Here is an 18,213-nt window from a genome sequence, read left to right as displayed (position 1 = left end):
TCATAACGCCAGGTCACTCAGGCTGGAGCCGCTGAGTTCCACAATCCGCAGGCCATAGTTGCCATGCACCACGACCACTTCGGCCTTGGCAAACAGGGCGCCGTTGACCTTGACGTCCAGCGGCGCGCCAGCCAGCTTGTCCAGGGCAATCACACTGCTGGCGTCAACGTCCATCAGCTCGCGCAGGGTAATTTCCGTTGAGGCCACTTCCAGGGTGACGGTGACCGGAATCTTGCCGAAAAACTTCAAGTCCTGATGGGGCAGGGGAGCCGCTTCAGGGGGGCTGGGCGCAGGCGCGAGGTCGTCGTCGAAGGCAGGCAGCGTGTCATTGAGCAGGTTGTCGAAGTCGGAATCGGAAATGGAGGTGTTCATTGGCTGTTAACACTGTCGAGAGAGGTTAAAAACAAGGCGCCGTCATCTTCGGAAATGGCCCCGTGAAACAATTTTTGCTGCTTGATATGCACTTCACAGCGCTCCAGCAAACGCACCATCAGGATGTCGTCCACTTGCAACGCCAGCACCTTGCCCAGGGGCATGTGTGCCCGTGCCAGCACGCAGTCCAGGTGTACCGGCAATTCGGCGATGGGGTAGCCGGCGCCGTCGGACTGGGACGAGGGCTGGTCATCGCTCAGGCGGCGCGTCAGCTCATCGACGGCATGGGCATCCAGAGACAGGAACACCGACGACACCAACTGGGTGGCGGTGCTGCAAAACACGAACTGGATGCAGTAGGCCCAGTGAATCTCTTCATAGGTGCTCACCGAACTGTCGACCGTGCCCAGGGGGATGTCCCCCATCAGGATGCGGGCGCAAATGGTCGAGACATCGACACCCAGCCGCGTACGCATGCGGTGCTCCGACGAACTGACCGGCGGCTCGTCCTGGGCAGGGGGGGTGGAACCACCGTAGTAACTTTCCAGCAACTCGCTTAATAACGGGCGCTCGATACTGAAACCAATTTTGCCGATAGCGGTCATGTACCTGCATTGCGGATCCGGTTGTTGTGTTTCATGGACAACCACTTCCAGCAGATCGCTGTTGATTCGATAGGTACTTAAAAAGTAATCGCTCAGTGCCTTTGGGTATTTGCCTGCCAGCTCTTTTATATAAATAGGTACTTTGTGATAGTACCGGCCCAGTTTTTCGGGCTTTAAAAACATCAGGTCGTCTGCGGGCACCTGATGTTGAACTTTTCTGTAACCAGTCATAGTGAAAAGATCGTTCCTGGAAGTTGTAGCGCGCATCCTTTTGTTTCTCGTGTCTGCCTGAAAGGGGCAGGTGATTCGTTTCCTGGAATCGAGAAGCAGACATCCGCTGCCTGCTGGGGTCGGGGAGCGCCTGGCTGGTGGCGAGTATAGGAACCCGGTTAGAAATTCCTAAATCAAAAACTGTCAAATCGCCGTTTGATAAGGATCAGGACGATTTGATGGTTAATGATTTCAGTTTTGTCGCGACCTTGCCTACAGTTCGACCGGTCACAGGAACGTGAGTCTTTACAGGCTGCTTGAGTGCAGTCAGCACCCGAAACGAACACGCACAGGTATCGCACCGTCATGAACACTTCCCCACGCCGGGTGCCAGCATTCATGCCGACAGACACATGCGATCCAAACCGCAGGTATACACGGTGAGACCGGTTATTAATTCGTATAGTCATCCCGCTACGGCCTCGTTTGAGCCCCGCGCCGAACACCCTCCCGTTATTGTGGTGGGTCACCCGGACAATAAAGGGTATTCAATACTGGTCGACAGTTTGTCTGAACAACATTGTCCTGTGATCTGTGTTGAAAGTTATAGCCAGTTGCACACACAGGTGTTCAATCAAACCACCCTGGTGTTTGTTTTTGTCAGCGGCTTTTCAGTTCAACTGTTAAATGCCGAGACTGAAAACCTTATTCGTCACGCCCGCCATATAAGTATTGTTCCGGTTGTCGAGTACGCCGAGCAGGAACGTGCAACGGCGCTGCTTGAAAGAGGGTGCGTGGACTACCTGCTGGCGCCGTTCAGTGCTACCCAGATCAAGGCGTTGTTGCAGCGGCATGCGGCGGCGGCCAGTGCCCAGGAAAGCTTTGTGTCGTGTTCGGCAGCGGGGCGCCGTCTGCTGGCGATGGCCCAGCGGGTGGCCGTGACCCGTGCGCCGATCCTGATTACCGGTGAAACCGGCACCGGCAAAGAGATGATGGCGCGCTACATTCACCGTTTTGCCTCCGGCGACAATGCCCCGTTTGTGGCCGTCAATTGCGCGGCCATCCCCGAGCAAATGCTCGAATCCCTGCTGTTCGGTCATGAGCGCGGCGCCTTTACCGGCGCGGTGACGGCCCAGTGCGGCAAGTTTGAAATGGCCAATGAGCATTGAGTGTTTAAAATTAAGTGCGGTGCATGATTGCTTGCCCGCTGATACTAAAAGGCGACCGATTATTCGGTCGGCTTAAGGCGTATGGCCGGTATTTGTTCGGGCTGATGAACGGCGCAGCTGGCTTTGTCGAACTCAAAAAAAAACGCCCCCGAAGCGATTCGGGGGCGTTTTTGTTCAAGCGTCCTGCCTTGGGTCTTAGCCGATCAAGGACATGACCATGCCTGGCATTTGCCCGGTTTGCTTGAGCATCGAGATGCCGGACTGCATCAGCATGGAGTTCTTGCTCATCATCGCGCTTTCGCTGGCGAAGTCGGCATCCATGATGCGGCCGCGGGCCATTTCGGTGTTGTCCTTGACGTTGGACAGGTTGTTGGAGGTGTGGTTGAGACGGTTGATGTTGGCACCGAACTGGCCGCGCAGTTCACCCACGCTGTTCAGGGCATCGCTCAATGCAGTGATCTGGGCGTTGGCAGCAGTGCTGGTGGCGATCTCAGTACCGGATACCGGGGCTGCACCGTAGCTCGAAGACAAGGCCGCCAGGTCAGTGCCCAAGTCGCCGGCTTGTGTCGACAGGTCAAGGTCGAGGGTCTCTGCGGCGCTGGAGCCGATCTGGAACACTACGGCAGCGCCGAATTTGCCGGTGGTGCCGTCACTGCCGAACAGTTTTTCGCCGGCGTACGAGGTGTTCTCCATGATGTTGTGCATTTCTTTGCCCAACTCGTCGTACTCGGCCTGCATCGAGGTGCGGTCGGCGTCGCTGTTGGTTCCGTTGGCAGACTGGGTGGCGAGGTCTTTCATGCGCTGCATGATGTCGGTCATTTCGTTGAGCGCGCCGTCTGCGGTCTGCAGCAGCGAGGAAGCGTCGCTGACGTTGCGCAGGGCCACGGCCATGCCTTTGGACTGGGCATTCATGCGGGTAGCGATCTGCAGACCAGCGGCATCGTCAGAGGCCGAGTTGATGCGCAGGCCGGTGCCCAGGCGCTGCTGGTTGACGGCCAGGGCGTTGTTGGTTTTGTTCAGGTTGGTCTGGGTCAACAGCGAGGAGTAGTTGGTGTGGATAGTCAAAGCCATGATCGAAATTCCCGGTGAGCATTGAGTGTTGAAATTGTGGCGGTGCAGTTTGTTCTGCCCGCTGACACTCAAAGGGCGACCGATTGTTCGGTCGGCTTAAGGGGTATGGCCGCAATTTGTTCGGGCTGATGAACGGCGCAGTTGCCTTGTCGAACTCAGAAAAACACCCCCGAAGGGATTCGGGGCGTTCGGAGAACTTCGTAATGATTGCCCCTGAAAACACCGTAGCCCTTGATCTGGTTGAGACTTACGCCCGACCTCTGACCAGCGTTGAGCGGCAAAAGGCTTGTCGGAATCGTCAGCGTGAGCTGAAATTTGACAGCAGTAGAAATTGAAGCCGCCATAGCGCTGGCTATTGGGGCCTAAGTAGCACCGTCTTCTGAGGCCCTGCATGAGCTCTTGAAGACTGTGCGTAAAAAGAAATGAGAACCGGCTCGTCGTTGATGCGGACTAAAGCGTGATTCTATGTTGTTGATTGCACTGTCTGGTGGTGGCGCTACTGAGGAGGTGGTAATCGTTCATTGATCAAGTGAGCAGGAAGCTGCAGAAGTCCGAGCCCGTGAGGGTGTGGGGAGGCTTATGACGGTCCAGGTCGGTAGCGTCAATTGAATCGCACGCGGAACTTGGAAAGAGGCAGCAATGACCCCCCGCCCTCGTCGCAAACACAGGCAGTGACCTTTAGCAGCCCGGTTCCGCATACCACCACCGGCAACCCGTCCTCAACAAATATAACTTTCCCGCAGGTGCGGTTTTCGATCTGCACATCATCCAAATCTTCGGCTGCAAGAATGCGAGCTGGAGCACCGTCTACAAGGCAGAATGCGCCTCTATAGGGGGCACCGACTGCATCTATCATGCGGCGAATTTTTGCCGCCGAAAGGCTCCAGTCGATTAGATAGTCTTCATCGTCACGCCAAAGGCTGTAGGTCGCCAGACGGTGATCTTGGGCTTTTGCCTTGAGAGGCTGGCCGCTGGCGAGCGTTTCAAGCACCGCCATGCCTGAACTCAGATAACAATCGCCCACAGCCGTAATTGCATCCGCAATGGTAATGGGATAGCGAATTTGGACAGAAGCCTGATGGATAATATCGCCACGGTCGTATTCGCTTGCGCCGAATATTGCCGACACGCCAACAGTATGTTCGCCGTTGATCAATGCGTTAACTAGCGGCGCGAATCCTCGATATTTTGGCAACAACGAATCATGGAAAACGATGAGCTTTTCAGGCGGGTGGTTTATCAGCCAGCGCCAGGAAATTGCCATTGCATATTTTGAGGTGATCGTCTGGAAGTCTTTGCGTTGACTGAACTTGATGCCAGATGCCGCACACACATCGGCGATCTCTTGTGAATAGTCATTGGTGAGCGCGCCGTCCTGACCAATGACGACCTCAGCAATAATATTTCTGAATTGAGAGATGGCTTGCTCTACGAACTTCAACCCTTTCTCTGTCATTACAAATAGGGTCAGCAGATTCGATGTCTTCACGTTGTGTTCTTCCGCTATTTTGTCAGGGCTTGCAATCATTTTATTACCCTTAAACGGGGCGAGGCAGAACACTAGCACCTGTTTTTCTATACAGCAAAAGGTCTTGCATAAAAAAACACCCCCGAATCACTTCGGGGGTGCATTGGTATTGCAGCACTAGCCTTGGGGGTTAGCCGATCAAGAACATGACCAGTCCGGTTTGTTTGAGGAGCGAAATGCCCGCGCAGTTCGCTCACGCTGTTCAGGGCATCGCTCAATGCGGTGATCTGGGCGTTGACGCGCTTCTTCGCCAGCCCCTTGTTTCCGATGTGAGTGGACAGTTTTTTATGCAAAGCATTTTTTATAGCGGGCTGGCGGCGCTGGCCCTGTTGCTGGGCATGCCAGCACACGCGGCGCCCTTGATGGATCTGGTGGACATCGAAGGGATCCGCTCCAACCAGGTGATTGGCTATGGCCTGGTGGTGGGGCTGGACGGCAGCGGCGACAAGAATCAGGTCAAGTTCACCAACCAGTCGGTGGCCAACCTGATCAAACAGTTCGGCATCAACCTGCCGCCCAATGTGGATCCCAAGCTCAAAAACGTGGCCGCAGTGACCGTCACCGCGAGCATTCCGGCGTCGTACAGTGCCGGGCAGTCCCTGGACGTGACGGTCTCGTCCCTGGGTGATGCCAAAAGCCTGCGCGGCGGGCAACTGCTGCTGACCCCGCTGATGGGCGTGGACGGCGAAGTCTATGCCCTGGCCCAGGGCGCCGTGGTGGTGGGCGGGGTCAAGGCTTCGGGGCGCAGTGGTTCCAGTGTGTCGGTCAACAGCTCAAATTCGGGCCTGATCCCTAACGGGGCGACGGTCGAGCGGATGATCCCCAGCGATTTCAACGAGCGCAGCGATGTGATGCTCAACCTGCGCAAACCCAGCTTCCAGACGGCCAGCCGGGTTGCCGAAGCGGTCAACGCACGTTTTGGCGCCGGCAGCGCCACGGCCCTGAATGGCACCAAGGTGTCGGTCACGGCGCCGATTGCCACCAGCCAGCGCGTCAGCTACATGGCCATTCTTGAGTCCCTGGACGTGCAGGAAGGCAGAACCCGGCCCAAGGTGGTGTTCAACAGCCGCACCGGCACCGTGGTGGTGGGGCAGGGGGTGCGGGTCAAGGCGGCGGCGGTGGCCCACGGCACCTTGACCGTGACCATCAGCGAAACCCCGCAGGTCAGCCAGCCGGGCGCGTTTTCAGGCGGGCAGACCGCCGTTGTACCGCGCTCCGACATTGATGTGAGCCAGCAGCGCAACCCCATGTTCGCCTGGCCTGACGGTGCCGACCTGGACAGCATCATCAAGACGGTGAACAGCCTCGGGGCGACACCGGATGATGTGATGAGCATATTGCAGGCACTGGAACAGGCCGGTGCCCTGAACGCTGAATTGATCGTGATTTAAGGTCCTTTTCACCATGAGCATTACCCAAATTTCGCAACACCGAAAATCGGGGCAGGAGCCTTCTGCCGATGTGGCCGTGGCACGCCAGGCACGTCTTGAAAACGTGGCGGAGCAGTTCGAGGCCATGTTCTTGCAGCAGATCCTCAAGCAAATGCGCAAGGCGGGCGATGTGTTGTCCGAGGGCAGCCCGATGCGCAGCCGCCAGGGCGACACCCTGCGTGAGTTCCACGACGAAGCGCTGGCCGAAAAGCTGGCTGGCCATCGCAAAACCGGGATTGCCGACATGCTGGTCAAGCAGCTGTCTCCCGGCATGCCGTCCACACCCCCTGCAGCCCCGGCCCAGAGCGGTCAGTGCGGCGCGCCGGTGGCCCCGGCTGGCCTGCTGGCCGCCAACAAGGCGCTGACCAGTGCGCGGGCTACCCACCATGATTTGCCGCCTGCTGCCCCGAAACCGCAGATGGTCGACAGCTTGCTGGCACCCATCGTCAACACCTGGCAGCGCGGTATCGACAGCCTTGGCAAGGGGGCTGCCGGGTTGGTGGCGCTGGTGGAAAAAGTCATCCAGCACGAGTCGGGCGGGCGGGTGGCGGTGGTCTCGCCCAAGGGCGCCCGTGGCCTGATGCAACTGATGCCGGGCACGGCCCGGGAAATGGCCCAGGAGCTGAACCTGCACTACAACGAGCAGCGCCTGACCCGTGATGGCGAGTACAACAAGCAGTTGGGCACGGCGTATCTGGACAAACTGCTCAAGCGCTATGACGGCGCCACGGCGCTGGCGGTGGCGGCGTACAACGCCGGGCCCGGGCGTGTGGATGAGTGGCTCAAGAGCAATGGCGACCCGCGCCAGGGCACGATCAGCGTCAGTCAGTGGGTGGAACGCATTCCGTTCAAGGAAACCCGCAACTACACCCGTTCGATCCTGGCCGACCTTGGCCAGAGCGGTGTGACGCCCAGAGCGCCATCCGCTGCTACGCGCAGCGGGAAGATGGATGGCCTGGCATTTAAGTCGGACGCCATTGCGGTCGCCTCAAGCACACAGGACCTCACTACCACCGTCAGCCGTGCAGCCGAACTGAGTTCACCGGCCTTTGCCCAGAACATGCGGGTTGCGCGCAAGGAGATTGAAACATGAGCCTCATGGGCCAGATCGGTTATTCCGGTGTATCGGCGGCGCAAGTCGCCCTGAACGCGGCGGCACAGAACATTGCCAACATCCGCACCCCGGGTTACAGCCGCTTGTCCGTGCAGACGGGCTCGGTCGGCGGGCAGGGCCAGCAGGTGGGGGGCGGGGTTGACGTAATCGGGGTCAAGCGCATCAGCGACGGCTTCAAGACCCAGCAACTGTGGCGTGCCACCACCGACATGAACTACTACCAGGCCGGTCAGGACTACTTCAGCTCGCTGGAAGGCGTGATGTCGGGGGAGGGTTCCAACCTGAGCACCGGTCTCAACAACTTCTATGCTGCCCTGAGCGCCGCCAGCAGCAGCCCCGGTGATATCCCGTTGCGCCAGCAGATCCTGTCCGAGATGAAAAATCTCACCCAGCGCTTCAACGGGCTCAACAGCAATATCGACAATCAGCTCAAGGGCCTGCATGAGCAACGCTCGGCCATGGGCACCGAAATCAACGGCCTGAGCAATAACCTGGCGCTGCTCAACCAGAAAATCGTGCAGGCCGAATCCAACGGCGCCGACAGTTCTGCACTGCGCGATCACCGCGAGTCCCTGGTGGGCGAGCTGAGCAAGTACGCCGATGTGCGTGTGAGCGAAAGCCGCGACGGCTCCCTGACCGTGTCCCTGGCCAACGGCCAGCCACTGGTCAGCGGCAAAACCGCGGGCCAGTTGTCGATCACCCTCAACGCTGCGGGTGAACAGGAAGTGGCGCTGAATTTTGCAGGCACCAGTTTCCCGTTGTATCAGGACACCCTGGGCGGCGCGTTCGGCGGGCTCTACAACGTCGAGCACAACAGCTTGTTGCCCGCCCGTGAAAGCCTCAAGGAAATGGCCGGGGCCCTGGCGACCCTGGTCAATGACACCCTGGCGACCGGTTTTGACCTCAATGGCAACCCGGGCAGCCCGCTGCTGACGTTCGACCCCAGCAGCACCAACGGCCTGTTGCAAATGAATGACGTCAAACCCGAAGAGCTGGCGCTGTCCGGTGTCGCGGGCGAGAGCGGCAACAACCAGGTGTTGCTGGACCTGATCGAACTGAAAAACACCCGGGTCACGGTAGGCGGCAACTCGGTGACGTTGAGCGAAGCCTACAGCGGCATGCTGGGGGATGTGGCCAGTGCCAGCCGACAGAACCAGGCCGACCTCAAGTCTTCCACCACCGTCACCGAGCAGGCCCAGAGCCAGCGCGACAGCGTGAGTGCGGTGAGTGATACCGAAGAAGCCCAGGCGGTGATGGATTACAACAAGGCGCTGCAAGCCAACATGAAGGTCATTCAGACCGCCAACAGTATTTTCGACACCATTCTGGCGGCTGTCTGAAGCCCGGCACACCGACTTGAGTAAAGGCCTGAACACATGCGAATCACCAACGTACACACCTCTGCCCTGATGCACAGCAACATGAACCGCAACGCCGAGGCGATCGGCAAGCTGCAGGCACAAATCGGCAGCGGCCTGCGCATCCAGAAACCTTCGGACGACCCGATTGCCAGCGCCCGCCTGATGCGCATCGAGCGCGAGCAGGCCAGCCTGGAACAATACAACCTCAATATCGGCCGGGTATCGGACAACCTCATGGTGCAGGAAACCTATTTGAAGTCCGGCTCCGACGCCATGCTCGGCGTGCGCGATCTGCTGCTGTGGGCCGGTAACGACAGCAACAGCGGCGAGGATCTCTCGGCCATCGCCGATGAAATGTCGAGCCTGGAACAGAGCATCATGAGCTACTTCAACGCCAAGGACGAAGCGGGCAACTACCTGTTTTCGGGCACGCTCAGCAACACCCCGGCCGTGACCTTTGACCTGGCCAGCGGCACCTACAGCGTGACGGGCAACGACCAGCACCGTCAGGCGGTCGTGGGCAATGGCGTGATGATCGATGACAACGTGACGGCCAGGGACATCCTGGGTCCCAATGCCGACCTGCTGAACGATCTGCACAGCCTGGTCGACAGTCTGAAGGCCGCGCCCAACGATCCGGCCACCCGCCAGCAGCTCAAGGACACGCTGGACAGCCTGGACCAGACCCACGGCCGCGTGCTGGGCGGGTTGACCGAGCTGGGCGGGCGCCAGAACACCCTGACCCTGCTGGGCAACGGCAACGCCGATGTGTCGCTGGCCAACCAGAAAGTCCAGGGTGATCTGTCGCAACTGGACCTGGGCGGGGCGTTCCTGCAGGTCAGTGGCTACGAGCTTTCAATGCAGGCCAGCCAGAAGGTCTATACCCGCGTAGCGGCCATTTCCTTGTTTGACCTGATGTAAACCAGAACCGGAACACCCGACATGAAAGTTGTAAACGAACGCTCGGCCATTGCTTCTTATGACCTGGGCATGCGCACTCAGGCCCAGCAGCGCGACACCGTGCCCAAGCCGCGTGTGCGCAATGCCAGGCCGCCCGAATTGGCCAGCGCCCAGCGCCAGCCGGGGAAAATGGCCGGGCTGAGCCTGCAGTTGAACCAGCAGTCGTCTTCCATTCAGGCCGCGCACCTGTACCTGACCCAGGTCACCGAGCAGTTGAGCAGTTTCAAGCGTGATCTTGGCCGCAGCCTCAACGGCCCGGCCAAGGGCGGTCTGGAGGGTGAAACCCTGGCCCGTTCGGTCAATCGCCTCAACGACCTGCTGGAAAACCGCAGCCGGTTATCGGCCGCCAGTGTCGATGCCCAGATGGGGCTTAACCTGGACCATCCGTTGCGCAGCCGTTTCAGCATTCAGGGGCTTGAATCCCTGAACGCGGTACAGGCCTCGGGCAGTGAAACCCTGCTGTTCAGTGCCGGGCGGCACATGCCGGGGCCGATTGCCGTGGTGCTGGACGACGACATGAACGAGCGCCAGATCCTGCGCCGCTTCAACACCAGCCTGGCCCAGGCCGGGTTGCATGCCGAGGTCAACAGCGAAGCCAAATTGCGCTTCTCGGCCACCGAGTCGCAATGGGGCAAGCTCAAGGGCCAGATGTCGATCCAGGGTGAAGACAAACTCTTCGCCCGGGCCAGTTTTACCCCGGTGCACAGCAAGGAAGAAAACCTGCTGGGCGCACCCTTGATTGCGCCCAAAGGTACGGGCCGGGCCGAGCTGCGTCAGTTGATGGCCACGGTGGACAAAGGGCTGGTGCGGGTCAACGGGGTCATCGAGCAACTCAATCAGCGCCAGGGGCATGTCCGGGAGCAGATCGGTCGCCACGAAAGCAAGGATGAAAAGCGCTGGGCCCACGACTTTGCCGGTCGCGTGTTCGAGGGCGAAGCGGGGCAGGGCAGTGACTACCTGAAAGTGGCGCAACTGGTGCAATGCCAGGCCAATGTGTCGCGGCACCGGGTGGTCGGGTTGATGGGCTGAGTCGAGGGATCAGCCGGTTTGCAGGTCCCCTGCCCGGATGTCGGTGGTGTAAATGCCCCGCGCCGCCCGCACGGGCACCGGGGGCGTTAGCGGCCTGATATCGATCAGCTCCCAGGCCAGCCAACCGTCCTCGTAATAGCGTGCACAGGCCGCTGGCACGTCTTGCGGTTCAAACGGGCGTATGGCCTTGACCCGTACGATGGCCACGGCCATGCCCTCGGGGTCTTCATCACCGTCGATATGCAGAAATCGCTTGTTCTCGACAATCAGCAGGTCTTCGGTCGGGGCCAGTTCGGGGTGCCAGCGCCGCACTTCAAGGGTTTTCTCCCCTGAGGCAATTCGGCTGGCGCCGGGGTGAACAATGGACAGGGTTTTGATGGCACTCTCCTTAGTGGCCTGGTTGCCCGAGCAGAGACTGCTCGTAGGCGGCGGTCATGGTCTGCCAGGTTTTTGGATCGGCAGGGATCAGATGCTCGATGCGCAAAGACGTTACCGTGATGTCGAGCGGCATGCCGAAAGTGGTGAACGTGGACATGAAATTCAGCTCGCCCTGAGGGGAGCGGATACGGGTCAGTACCAGCGGTGGCAGCTCATTGCTCACGGTGGCGCAGGACGGCGGGGCATCGAGGGTTTGCAGCAGCTCGGCCAGGACCGGGTTGTCCAGCGCCTCGCGGGTAGCCCGCTGCCAGGCAATGCTGCGGATTTGCTCGGGGTTGATCAAGTGGTCGCCCAGACCGCCGGGTTGCAGCAGGGTGGTCAACAGGTTCAAGCCCTGCGCCGCGTCGGCGGGCAGCCCCAGCAGATTGAACAGCACCCGGGTGCTGGCGTTGGCTGCCAGCACCTGCCAATGGCTGCCCAGCACGATCGCCGGAGCAGGGTTGTTGGCGTGCAGCACATGGCTGATGGCGTCACGCACGGCGTCCATTGCCGGGGAGGACAGCGGGGTGGTTTCGTAGCGAGGCGCGTAACCGGACGCCAGGAACAGGCTGTTGCACTGCTCCAGCGGGACCTCCAGGGCCATCAGCAAGTTGTGCAGAGTGCCTGGACCGGGACGGGCGCGGCCGGTTTCAATGCAGCTCAAATGGCGCTGGGAAATGCCCGCGATCATCGCCAGGTCGAGCTGGCTCAAGCGGGCCTGTCGGCGCAGCAAGCGCAGCTGGGGCCCGGCGGTTGTCGGGGCCGTGGTACGGGGGAAGGGTTGGCTGTTCATGCATCAACTCTGGCAGTGGCCATGATCGGCGTCCATGACCTGTGAGGTCATTGCGGGTGCGGCAAAAGTATCACTAACTGGCGTCCCGTCAGCCCCCCCTAAAGGACAGTACATGAACAAACCCTATCTCGCCCTTGCCGCATTGCTGGGCTTCGCCGGTTACACGGGCTACACGATGTGGACGGCGCAGCAGTCGCTGGTGGCCTTCGGCCTGGGCCTGATGTCCAGCCCCGACACGGCTCAAGTCGTGATTGACCTGTACCTGCTTGCGGTTCTGGCCTGCATCTGGATGTACCGGGATGCTCGCGCCAAAGGCCGTTCGTTGGGATCGGTGCTGCCTTATCTGCTGCTTACCGCCGTTTTTGTTTCCGTGGGGCCGCTGCTGTATATCGTGGTCGATGGGTTCAGGTCGGGCGTCAAAACACCTGCTGATATCTGACAACGCCCTGCCAATAGCGACATTGCGACACCTTTTACACATGCACGCTGTTCTGGACTAGATTCAGGCCCTCATAATGCCAGCATTAAAAAGCGTGTCGTCGTGCAGATGAGGTGATGTCTTGTTGAGTGGTGATAAAAGCTCGGTCGAGCTGAATTGGAACGAAGTCCGGGACGGCTTCAAACAGCTTTTGCCCATTTCCATGTTTGTGGTGGTGTTCGGCATTGCGTTCGGGCTTGCTGCCGCTCAGACGGGGCTGGACGATGGGGCAAGCCTGCTCATGAGCACCCTGGTGTTTGCCGGTGCGTCGCAGTTCGCAGCGCTGGACCTTTGGGGTGCGCAGGTACCTCTTGTTCCGTTGATCGTGACAGTGTTTGCGATCAATGCCCGGCATCTTTTGATGGGGGCAACCTTGTACCCCTGGCTGCGCGAGCTTCCTACGGCCAAGCGCTACGGGGTGATGATGGTGATATCGGACGCCAACTGGGCGATGTCGATGCAGGCGTTCAACAGCGGCAAATCGGGCATCGGCCTGATCCTGGGCGGCGGCATTGCGCTGTGGGCGGCCTGGGTGCTGGGCAGTTGGCTGGGCGTGTACTTTGGCAGCGACATCCAGGACCCGGTCAGTCTGGGGCTGGACATGGTGATGGGCTGCTTTCTGCTGGCCATGGTGGTCGGCGGGCAAAAGAACCTGCGCATGCTGGTGATCTGGAGTGTGGCAGCCGTCTCGTCACTGTTGGCGCACCGGTACTTGCCTGAAAACAGCCATGTGGTGGTCGGGGCACTGGCGGGTGGCGTGCTTGGCGCTGTGTGGATGGAGAAGAAAAAGTGAGCATTGATAGCGCAGGTTACGGCACCTTCATCATCATTCTGATCATGGCTGTGGTCACGTTGGTCACGCGCCTGGGGGGCGTTTTCGTGATGTCCTTCGTTCCCATCAACTACCGGGTGCAACAGTTCATCAGCGCCATGTCGGGCTCAGTGCTGGTCGCGCTGCTGGCGCCTCTGGCGCTTAACGGTGACAACGGAGCACGCCTTGCCTTACTGACCACGGCAGTTGTGATGCTGGTGCTCAAGAAGCCCCTGCCCGCGATCGCGGCAGGCGTGATTGCCGCGGCGGTGTTCAGGCATTTGTGATAGCACGCATGTGTCGCGGCCTTCTGTAGCCGCTGAGCACTGCGACGTAGCAGTCGTGAAACCGGCTTGCACGGTTAATCAGGCACTGTGCGTGTTGCGGTTTTGCGACCGCTACGCGCTCGATCGCAGCCTCGTTCTACTCGTCAGCGACTACACGCGGTACACGCGGGATGGGTGCCGAAACCTGTAGTCGCTGACGAGCCGTGCGAGGCTGCGTCCGGCTGCGAAGCAGTCGTGAAACCGGCTTGCACGATTAATCAGGCACTGCGCGTGTTGCGGTTTTGCGACCGCTACGCGCTCGATCGTAGCCTCGTTCTACTCGTCAACTGCTACACAGCATTCGTAGCAGCTGACGAGCCGTGCGAGGCTGCGTCCGGCTGCGAAGCAGTCGTCAAATCGGCTTCCACGGTTAATCAGGTATACCGCGTGTATCGGTTTTGCGACCGCTACGCAGCCGGACGCAGCCTCGTACTACTCGTCAGCGACTACACGCGGGTTAGACGACGAATCTGAACCGCTGTGGAGCCCAGCTTTACCCCGCCCAATTCACCAAGCATCATGTGCCGCCCGCACCCACGTCCAGGGTGCCGGGTATTGGCGGTTAAAAGGAACTGAAGTTGAACGAACACACATTGTCCATGCGCCTTGAGCGCGTGGCAGCCCATATGCCAGCCGGTGCGCGCCTGGCCGATATCGGTTCGGATCATGGGTATCTGCCAGTGGCGTTGATGCGCCGTGGTGCCATCGCGGCAGCGGTGGCAGGCGAGGTGGCGTTGACGCCCTTTCACGCGGCGCAACGCACTGTGCGCGACAACGGCCTGGAACAGCAGATCACCGTGCGCCAGGCCAACGGTCTGGAGGCCATCGAGGCGGCAGACGAGATCACCGCGATCAGTATCTGCGGCATGGGTGGCGAGACTATCCGCGACATCCTTGAGAGCGGCAAGGCGCGGCTGAACGGGCGGGAGCGGCTGATTCTGCAGCCCAATGGCGGTGAGCAGCCTCTGCGCCAATGGCTGATGGACAATCACTACAGGATCCTGTGCGAAGAGCTGTTGCAGGAAAACGGCTTCTACTACGAAATCATCGTCGCCGAGCGCGCCGGGCCGGTGCTGTATACGGCCGAGGAACTGTATTTCGGACCCCTGCAGATGCAGGCGCGCAGCCCTGTGTTTCTGGGCAAGTGGCAACGCATGCTGCTTCAGAAGCAGAAGGTCCTGACCAGCTTTGACCAGGCGCGGCAGGCGGTACCCGAGGACAAGGTGCAGGAAATCGCCCGGCAGGCCCGGTGGATCACTCAATTGCTGGCCTAGGCCCGGGCCGCTGATCTCAAACTTTCGTACGCAGCCATGCCAGCAACTGTGCCTGAGGGCTATCGGCAATCAACGGCTGGGGCGAAAGCAGGCAATAACGCGAACCGTCCTCGACGAACCCCCCAGGCGCAGCCAGTACGCCGCTTTCCAGATCGTCGCGCACCAGATGCCAGGGGCCGATGGCCACGCCCAGGCCAGCAACGGCCGCCTGCAGGCTGAAATAGAAGTGCTCGAAGGTTTGCCCCGGGGCGTCAGGCCAGGCGAGGCCTGCCGCTGCGGCCCATTCATGCCAGGCCCCCGGCCGCGTGCGCGTGTGCAGCCGGGGTGCGTCGGCCCGCAATTGCGGGCTGGCGTCCTCTGCACAAAACCACTGGGCAACTTTTTCCGGGCGACATACCGGGCCGATTTTTTCCGCAAACAAGGGCTCTGCGTGATAACTGTCGGCCCAGGGGAAATCGTCACGGCGGATGGCCAGGTCGATGTCACTGGCAAAGCTGAACGGCCCTCCACCCGCGACCAGATGTACGTTGATCTCCGGATGCCGGGCCTGGAAATCAGGCCAGCGCGGGATCAGCCAGCGCATCAGCAACGTAGGCTCGCAAGACAGCACCCAGGCCGGTTTCTGGCGGGCGTTGGCGCGCAGTGTGTCGATGGCCTGGGCCATCAGCCCCAGTCCATCGCCCACCGCTTTGGCCAGCACGCGGCCGGCATCGGTGAGAAACACCCGGCGGCTGCGGCGCTCGAACAGCTCCACACCCAGCTCGTCTTCGAGCAGGCGCACGGCGCGGCTGACCGCGCCGGGGGTCAGGTGCAGTTCGCTGGCGGCACGACTGAAGTTCTCCTGGCGTGCCGCGGCCTCAAAGCAACGCAAGGCCAAAAGGGAAGGCAACCGCCCATGATTGGTTGGTGAGTCAGACTCACTATTGTTGTCAGATATCATCGTTATTCATCTGCAGTCTGTGCCAATAGTATGGCGTCTGTTCGTTAACAGTCGACAGGATACGCCATGACCGAATTGATAGCTTTAATCACAATAACCCTGCTCGCCATCATCAGTCCGGGGCCCGATTTTGCGATGGTGACGCGCAACAGTCTGATGCTGTCGCGCCGCGCCGGGGTGCTGACCGCCCTGGGCATCGGCCTGGGGGTGATGGTGCATGTGACCTACACCCTGGTGGGTGTGGGCCTGCTGATCCAGCAGTCGCCCTGGGTGTTCAGCACCATCAAGCTGGTGGGCGCGGTTTACCTGATGTATTTGGGTGTGAAGATGTTGCGTGCCAAGCCCGGCAGCGGGTCAGCCGAAAGCCCGGTAGCACCATTGTCAGATCTGGCGGCGCTGCGCACGGGCTTTCTTACCAATGCACTCAACCCTAAAACCACACTGTTTATCGTCAGCCTGTTTATGCAGGTAGTGCGACCGGACACACCGCTGGCCGTGCAGATTGGCTATGGCGGCTTTATTGCAGTGGCCCATATGGCCTGGTTCGCTCTGGTCGCGCTGTGTTTCTCGGCGGGGGCCGTACAGGGGCGTTTGCTTGCCGTGCGTCACTGGATCGACCGCGCCTTCGGTGGGCTGCTGGTTGGCTTCGGGGTCTTGCTCGCGGTTCTACGCTGAACAGGGGCAATTTCCTCTCCTTGAAGTGTTTTTTTCACCTGACGGGAAGCCCGGAATCAGAGCTGACGCTGTACAAAAGTCAGTTACAAATAATAAGATGAGAAGAATTATCATTAACATCAAGCGAATCTCACATGTCTCACGACAGGACCGTCTCGCCCGTCGAGCAGCTGTATGCGAATCATCATGGTTGGCTGCGGGGCTGGCTTCATCGGCGATTGGGGCATCGCGCCGATGCCGAGGACCTGGCACACGACACGTTTATCCGTGTACTGCGTTCAAAGAACGATGCGCAGGCGTTGCGTCAGCCCATGGCGTTTCTTGCAACCATTGCCAACGGTCTGCTGATCAACCGCTGGCGGCGCCAGGCAATCGAGCGGGCTTATCTTGAGGCGCTGGCTGCCCGACCGGCAGGCGAGGAGCCTTCCCCCGAAGACCGCTACCTGACGATCGAGACCCTGCTGCAACTCGATTCGCTGTTGATCGGGTTGTCTGCCCGGGTGCGGCAGATTTTCTTTATGTCCCAGCTTGATGGCTTGACCTACCCGCAGATCGCCGCGCAGTTGAGCCTGAGCGTGGCCCAGGTGCAGCGGGCCATGGGCAAGGCCTTCAGCGTCTGTTACGCGAGCCGTTTCGAATGAGCGGCGTTTCTGTCAATCCCCGTGTACGGGATATGGCCATCGACTGGATTGTGCGCATGCAGTCCGGGCTCATGGGGGCGGCTGATCATCAGGCCTTGCAGCAATGGCGTCAGGCGAGCGCTGAACACGAATGTGCCTGGCAGCGCGTCAGTAGCCTGGCGCTGTTGCTGCAGCCCGGGGCCACGCTTTTATCCGATGCCACAGCGCGCAGGGCGCTTGAGTCAGCCGGGGCAGACCCTCAGCAGCGCAGGCAGTTGCTCAAGTGCTTGTTGGCACTGGGCCTGTTTGGCGGGGTTTCCTGGCAAGGTGCGCAATCGACCGTGGTGCGCACAGCCCTGGCCACTCACCGCACCACAACGGGCGAGCGTCGTCAGTGGCGGCTGGCCGACGGCACTTCCTTATGGTTGAACACGGCCAGTGCGGCCAACGTGGAGTGGCGAGAAGACCAGCGCCATGTGCAGTTGATCGAGGGCGAACTGGCTCTGAATGCACAGGCCGAATCAGGCTCGGTGCAACTGGTCACGCCCGATGCCGTGTTGCGTGGCCGTGGGGCCAGCCTGCTGGTGCGCCATGATCGCCAGGGCACTCAGGTGACGGTGTTGCGCGGCCTGGTGCAGGTGAACTCGCCTTACAACCGGGCGCCATTGTTGCTGGAGGCGGGTTGGCGAACGCGGGTGGATGCCGGGGGGATTCATCCGGCAAGCCTCACCGATGTGTTTCTGGCCCAGGCGTGGCTGCGGGGCATTTTACCGGCCGAGCGCATGCGCCTGGATGCTTTGCTGGCCGAGCTGTCACGCTATCGGCCCGGTATTTTGCGCTGCAGCGAACAGGTGGCGGCCTTGCGCGTGACGGGCAGTTTCCAGCTGGATGACACGGATGCGGCGCTGGCGCTGGTCGCCCATGCATTGCCAGTCCGTATCGAGCGGCGGACCCGTTATTGGGTCACAGTGGTGGCGGTCTGAATTATTTTTCGTTCTGCGCGACAGTTTTTCGAAACTGGCGGGGCCTA

At 60.3% G+C, this 18,213-nt stretch carries 20 protein-coding genes; 13 read left to right on the top strand and 7 right to left on the bottom strand.

Features of this window, described 5'->3' with window-relative positions:
* The gene (locus AACY07_RS15360; protein WP_133079259.1) at positions 1–372 is read right to left on the bottom strand and encodes a FliM/FliN family flagellar motor switch protein; all 372 of its coding nucleotides are present in this window, start codon (positions 370–372) and stop codon (positions 1–3) included.
* A complete protein-coding gene (locus tag AACY07_RS15355) occupies positions 369–1,208 on the bottom strand; it encodes a FliM/FliN family flagellar motor C-terminal domain-containing protein (RefSeq protein ID WP_339475772.1) in 840 nt (279 codons plus the stop codon). The genes AACY07_RS15360 and AACY07_RS15355 overlap by 4 nt, the downstream gene beginning before the upstream one ends.
* 605 nt (positions 1,209–1,813) lie before the next feature.
* Between AACY07_RS15355 and AACY07_RS15350 the strand changes: the two genes are divergently transcribed.
* Positions 1,814–2,356, top strand: coding sequence for a sigma-54-dependent transcriptional regulator (locus tag AACY07_RS15350; RefSeq protein ID WP_445261384.1), 543 nt, complete (start codon positions 1,814–1,816; stop codon positions 2,354–2,356).
* 195 nt (positions 2,357–2,551) lie between these two features.
* On the opposite strand, the gene lafA is transcribed toward AACY07_RS15350, so the two are convergent.
* Both lafA and AACY07_RS15340 read right to left on the bottom strand, forming a co-directional pair.
* On the bottom strand, positions 2,552–3,427 hold the full coding sequence (gene lafA / locus AACY07_RS15345) for a lateral flagellin LafA (protein WP_339475769.1): 876 nt from the start codon (positions 3,425–3,427) through the stop codon (positions 2,552–2,554).
* Positions 3,428–4,028: 601 nt separating this feature from the next.
* Positions 4,029–4,955 carry a methionyl-tRNA formyltransferase gene (locus AACY07_RS15340; protein ID WP_339475767.1) on the bottom strand — a complete coding sequence of 309 codons (927 nt, stop codon included), beginning with the start codon at positions 4,953–4,955 and terminating at the stop codon, positions 4,029–4,031.
* Between the two features lie 287 nt (positions 4,956–5,242).
* On the opposite strand from AACY07_RS15340, the gene AACY07_RS15335 reads away from it, so the two are divergent.
* Genes AACY07_RS15335 through AACY07_RS15315 form a run of 5 tightly spaced genes read left to right on the top strand, consistent with a single transcriptional unit; the run spans position 5,243 to position 10,849 of the window.
* A complete protein-coding gene (locus AACY07_RS15335; RefSeq protein WP_339475765.1) occupies positions 5,243–6,346 on the top strand; it encodes a flagellar basal body P-ring protein FlgI in 1,104 nt (367 codons plus the stop codon).
* Between the two features lie 13 nt (positions 6,347–6,359).
* Complete coding sequence (locus AACY07_RS15330) at positions 6,360–7,478, top strand: lytic transglycosylase domain-containing protein (RefSeq protein ID WP_339475762.1); 1,119 nt, start codon at positions 6,360–6,362, stop codon at positions 7,476–7,478.
* Positions 7,475–8,839, top strand: a complete 1,365-nt coding sequence (gene flgK / locus AACY07_RS15325) for a flagellar hook-associated protein FlgK (RefSeq protein ID WP_339475759.1) — start codon at positions 7,475–7,477, stop codon at positions 8,837–8,839. The genes AACY07_RS15330 and flgK overlap by 4 nt, the downstream gene beginning before the upstream one ends.
* Positions 8,840–8,875: 36 nt before the next feature.
* Positions 8,876–9,781 carry a flagellar hook-associated protein FlgL gene (gene flgL, locus AACY07_RS15320; RefSeq protein ID WP_339475756.1) on the top strand — a complete coding sequence of 302 codons (906 nt, stop codon included), beginning with the start codon at positions 8,876–8,878 and terminating at the stop codon, positions 9,779–9,781.
* A 21-nt stretch (positions 9,782–9,802) separates the two neighbouring features.
* On the top strand, positions 9,803–10,849 hold the full coding sequence (locus AACY07_RS15315) for a hypothetical protein (RefSeq protein ID WP_339475754.1): 1,047 nt from the start codon (positions 9,803–9,805) through the stop codon (positions 10,847–10,849).
* Between the two features lie 9 nt (positions 10,850–10,858).
* Here the strand turns inward: AACY07_RS15315 and AACY07_RS15310 are convergent, their stop codons facing one another.
* Positions 10,859–11,212 (bottom strand): ASCH domain-containing protein, encoded by a 354-nt coding sequence (locus AACY07_RS15310; protein WP_339475927.1) that lies wholly within the window; start codon positions 11,210–11,212, stop codon positions 10,859–10,861.
* Between the two features lie 25 nt (positions 11,213–11,237).
* Positions 11,238–12,059 (bottom strand): helix-turn-helix domain-containing protein, encoded by an 822-nt coding sequence (locus AACY07_RS15305; RefSeq protein WP_339475752.1) that lies wholly within the window; start codon positions 12,057–12,059, stop codon positions 11,238–11,240.
* A 112-nt stretch (positions 12,060–12,171) separates the two neighbouring features.
* Between AACY07_RS15305 and AACY07_RS15300 the strand changes: the two genes are divergently transcribed.
* The 4 genes from AACY07_RS15300 to AACY07_RS15285 all read left to right on the top strand — a co-directional run bounded on the left by AACY07_RS15300 (position 12,172) and on the right by AACY07_RS15285 (position 14,948).
* Positions 12,172–12,498 (top strand): DUF2834 domain-containing protein, encoded by a 327-nt coding sequence (locus AACY07_RS15300; RefSeq protein WP_339475749.1) that lies wholly within the window; start codon positions 12,172–12,174, stop codon positions 12,496–12,498.
* A gap of 121 nt (positions 12,499–12,619) precedes the next feature.
* Entirely contained in the window at positions 12,620–13,330 is a 711-nt protein-coding gene (locus AACY07_RS15295) for an AzlC family ABC transporter permease (RefSeq protein ID WP_339475746.1), read from the top strand.
* A complete protein-coding gene (locus AACY07_RS15290) occupies positions 13,327–13,635 on the top strand; it encodes an AzlD family protein (protein ID WP_133079268.1) in 309 nt (102 codons plus the stop codon). The genes AACY07_RS15295 and AACY07_RS15290 overlap by 4 nt, the downstream gene beginning before the upstream one ends.
* 617 nt (positions 13,636–14,252) lie before the next feature.
* A complete protein-coding gene (locus AACY07_RS15285; protein WP_339475743.1) occupies positions 14,253–14,948 on the top strand; it encodes a tRNA (adenine(22)-N(1))-methyltransferase in 696 nt (231 codons plus the stop codon).
* A gap of 16 nt (positions 14,949–14,964) precedes the next feature.
* Here the strand turns inward: AACY07_RS15285 and AACY07_RS15280 are convergent, their stop codons facing one another.
* Positions 14,965–15,888 carry a LysR family transcriptional regulator gene (locus tag AACY07_RS15280; protein WP_339475740.1) on the bottom strand — a complete coding sequence of 308 codons (924 nt, stop codon included), beginning with the start codon at positions 15,886–15,888 and terminating at the stop codon, positions 14,965–14,967.
* A gap of 66 nt (positions 15,889–15,954) precedes the next feature.
* On the opposite strand from AACY07_RS15280, the gene AACY07_RS15275 reads away from it, so the two are divergent.
* The 3 genes from AACY07_RS15275 to AACY07_RS15265 all read left to right on the top strand — a co-directional run bounded on the left by AACY07_RS15275 (position 15,955) and on the right by AACY07_RS15265 (position 18,166).
* Positions 15,955–16,563, top strand: coding sequence for a LysE family translocator (locus AACY07_RS15275; protein WP_339475737.1), 609 nt, complete (start codon positions 15,955–15,957; stop codon positions 16,561–16,563).
* Between the two features lie 134 nt (positions 16,564–16,697).
* Positions 16,698–17,204 (top strand): sigma-70 family RNA polymerase sigma factor, encoded by a 507-nt coding sequence (locus AACY07_RS15270; RefSeq protein WP_339475734.1) that lies wholly within the window; start codon positions 16,698–16,700, stop codon positions 17,202–17,204.
* A complete protein-coding gene (locus tag AACY07_RS15265) occupies positions 17,201–18,166 on the top strand; it encodes a FecR domain-containing protein (RefSeq protein ID WP_339475732.1) in 966 nt (321 codons plus the stop codon). Before AACY07_RS15270 ends, AACY07_RS15265 begins: the two co-directional genes overlap by 4 nt.
* Positions 18,167–18,213 lie beyond the last annotated feature (47 nt).

Source organism: Pseudomonas sp. RL_5y_Pfl2_69 (assembly GCF_963970465.1).
Taxonomy (GTDB): Bacteria; Pseudomonadota; Gammaproteobacteria; order Pseudomonadales; family Pseudomonadaceae; genus Aquipseudomonas.
The sequence above is the reverse complement of the archived record's forward strand: the minus strand, read 5'-3'. Positions and strand labels throughout refer to the sequence as shown.

Coding starts and splice junctions, on each gene's coding strand:
- AACY07_RS15360 (WP_133079259.1), bottom strand. CDS start 372: ATGAACACCTCCATTTCCGATTCCGACTTCGACAACCTGCTCAATGAC.
- AACY07_RS15355 (WP_339475772.1), bottom strand. CDS start 1,208: ATGACTGGTTACAGAAAAGTTCAACATCAGGTGCCCGCAGACGACCTG.
- lafA (WP_339475769.1), bottom strand. CDS start 3,427: ATGGCTTTGACTATCCACACCAACTACTCCTCGCTGTTGACCCAGACC.
- AACY07_RS15340 (WP_339475767.1), bottom strand. CDS start 4,955: ATGATTGCAAGCCCTGACAAAATAGCGGAAGAACACAACGTGAAGACA.
- AACY07_RS15335 (WP_339475765.1), top strand. CDS start 5,243: ATGCAAAGCATTTTTTATAGCGGGCTGGCGGCGCTGGCCCTGTTGCTG.
- AACY07_RS15330 (WP_339475762.1), top strand. CDS start 6,360: ATGAGCATTACCCAAATTTCGCAACACCGAAAATCGGGGCAGGAGCCT.
- flgK (WP_339475759.1), top strand. CDS start 7,475: ATGAGCCTCATGGGCCAGATCGGTTATTCCGGTGTATCGGCGGCGCAA.
- flgL (WP_339475756.1), top strand. CDS start 8,876: ATGCGAATCACCAACGTACACACCTCTGCCCTGATGCACAGCAACATG.
- AACY07_RS15315 (WP_339475754.1), top strand. CDS start 9,803: ATGAAAGTTGTAAACGAACGCTCGGCCATTGCTTCTTATGACCTGGGC.
- AACY07_RS15305 (WP_339475752.1), bottom strand. CDS start 12,059: ATGAACAGCCAACCCTTCCCCCGTACCACGGCCCCGACAACCGCCGGG.
- AACY07_RS15300 (WP_339475749.1), top strand. CDS start 12,172: ATGAACAAACCCTATCTCGCCCTTGCCGCATTGCTGGGCTTCGCCGGT.
- AACY07_RS15280 (WP_339475740.1), bottom strand. CDS start 15,888: ATGATATCTGACAACAATAGTGAGTCTGACTCACCAACCAATCATGGG.
- AACY07_RS15275 (WP_339475737.1), top strand. CDS start 15,955: ATGACCGAATTGATAGCTTTAATCACAATAACCCTGCTCGCCATCATC.
- AACY07_RS15270 (WP_339475734.1), top strand. CDS start 16,698: ATGTCTCACGACAGGACCGTCTCGCCCGTCGAGCAGCTGTATGCGAAT.
- AACY07_RS15265 (WP_339475732.1), top strand. CDS start 17,201: ATGAGCGGCGTTTCTGTCAATCCCCGTGTACGGGATATGGCCATCGAC.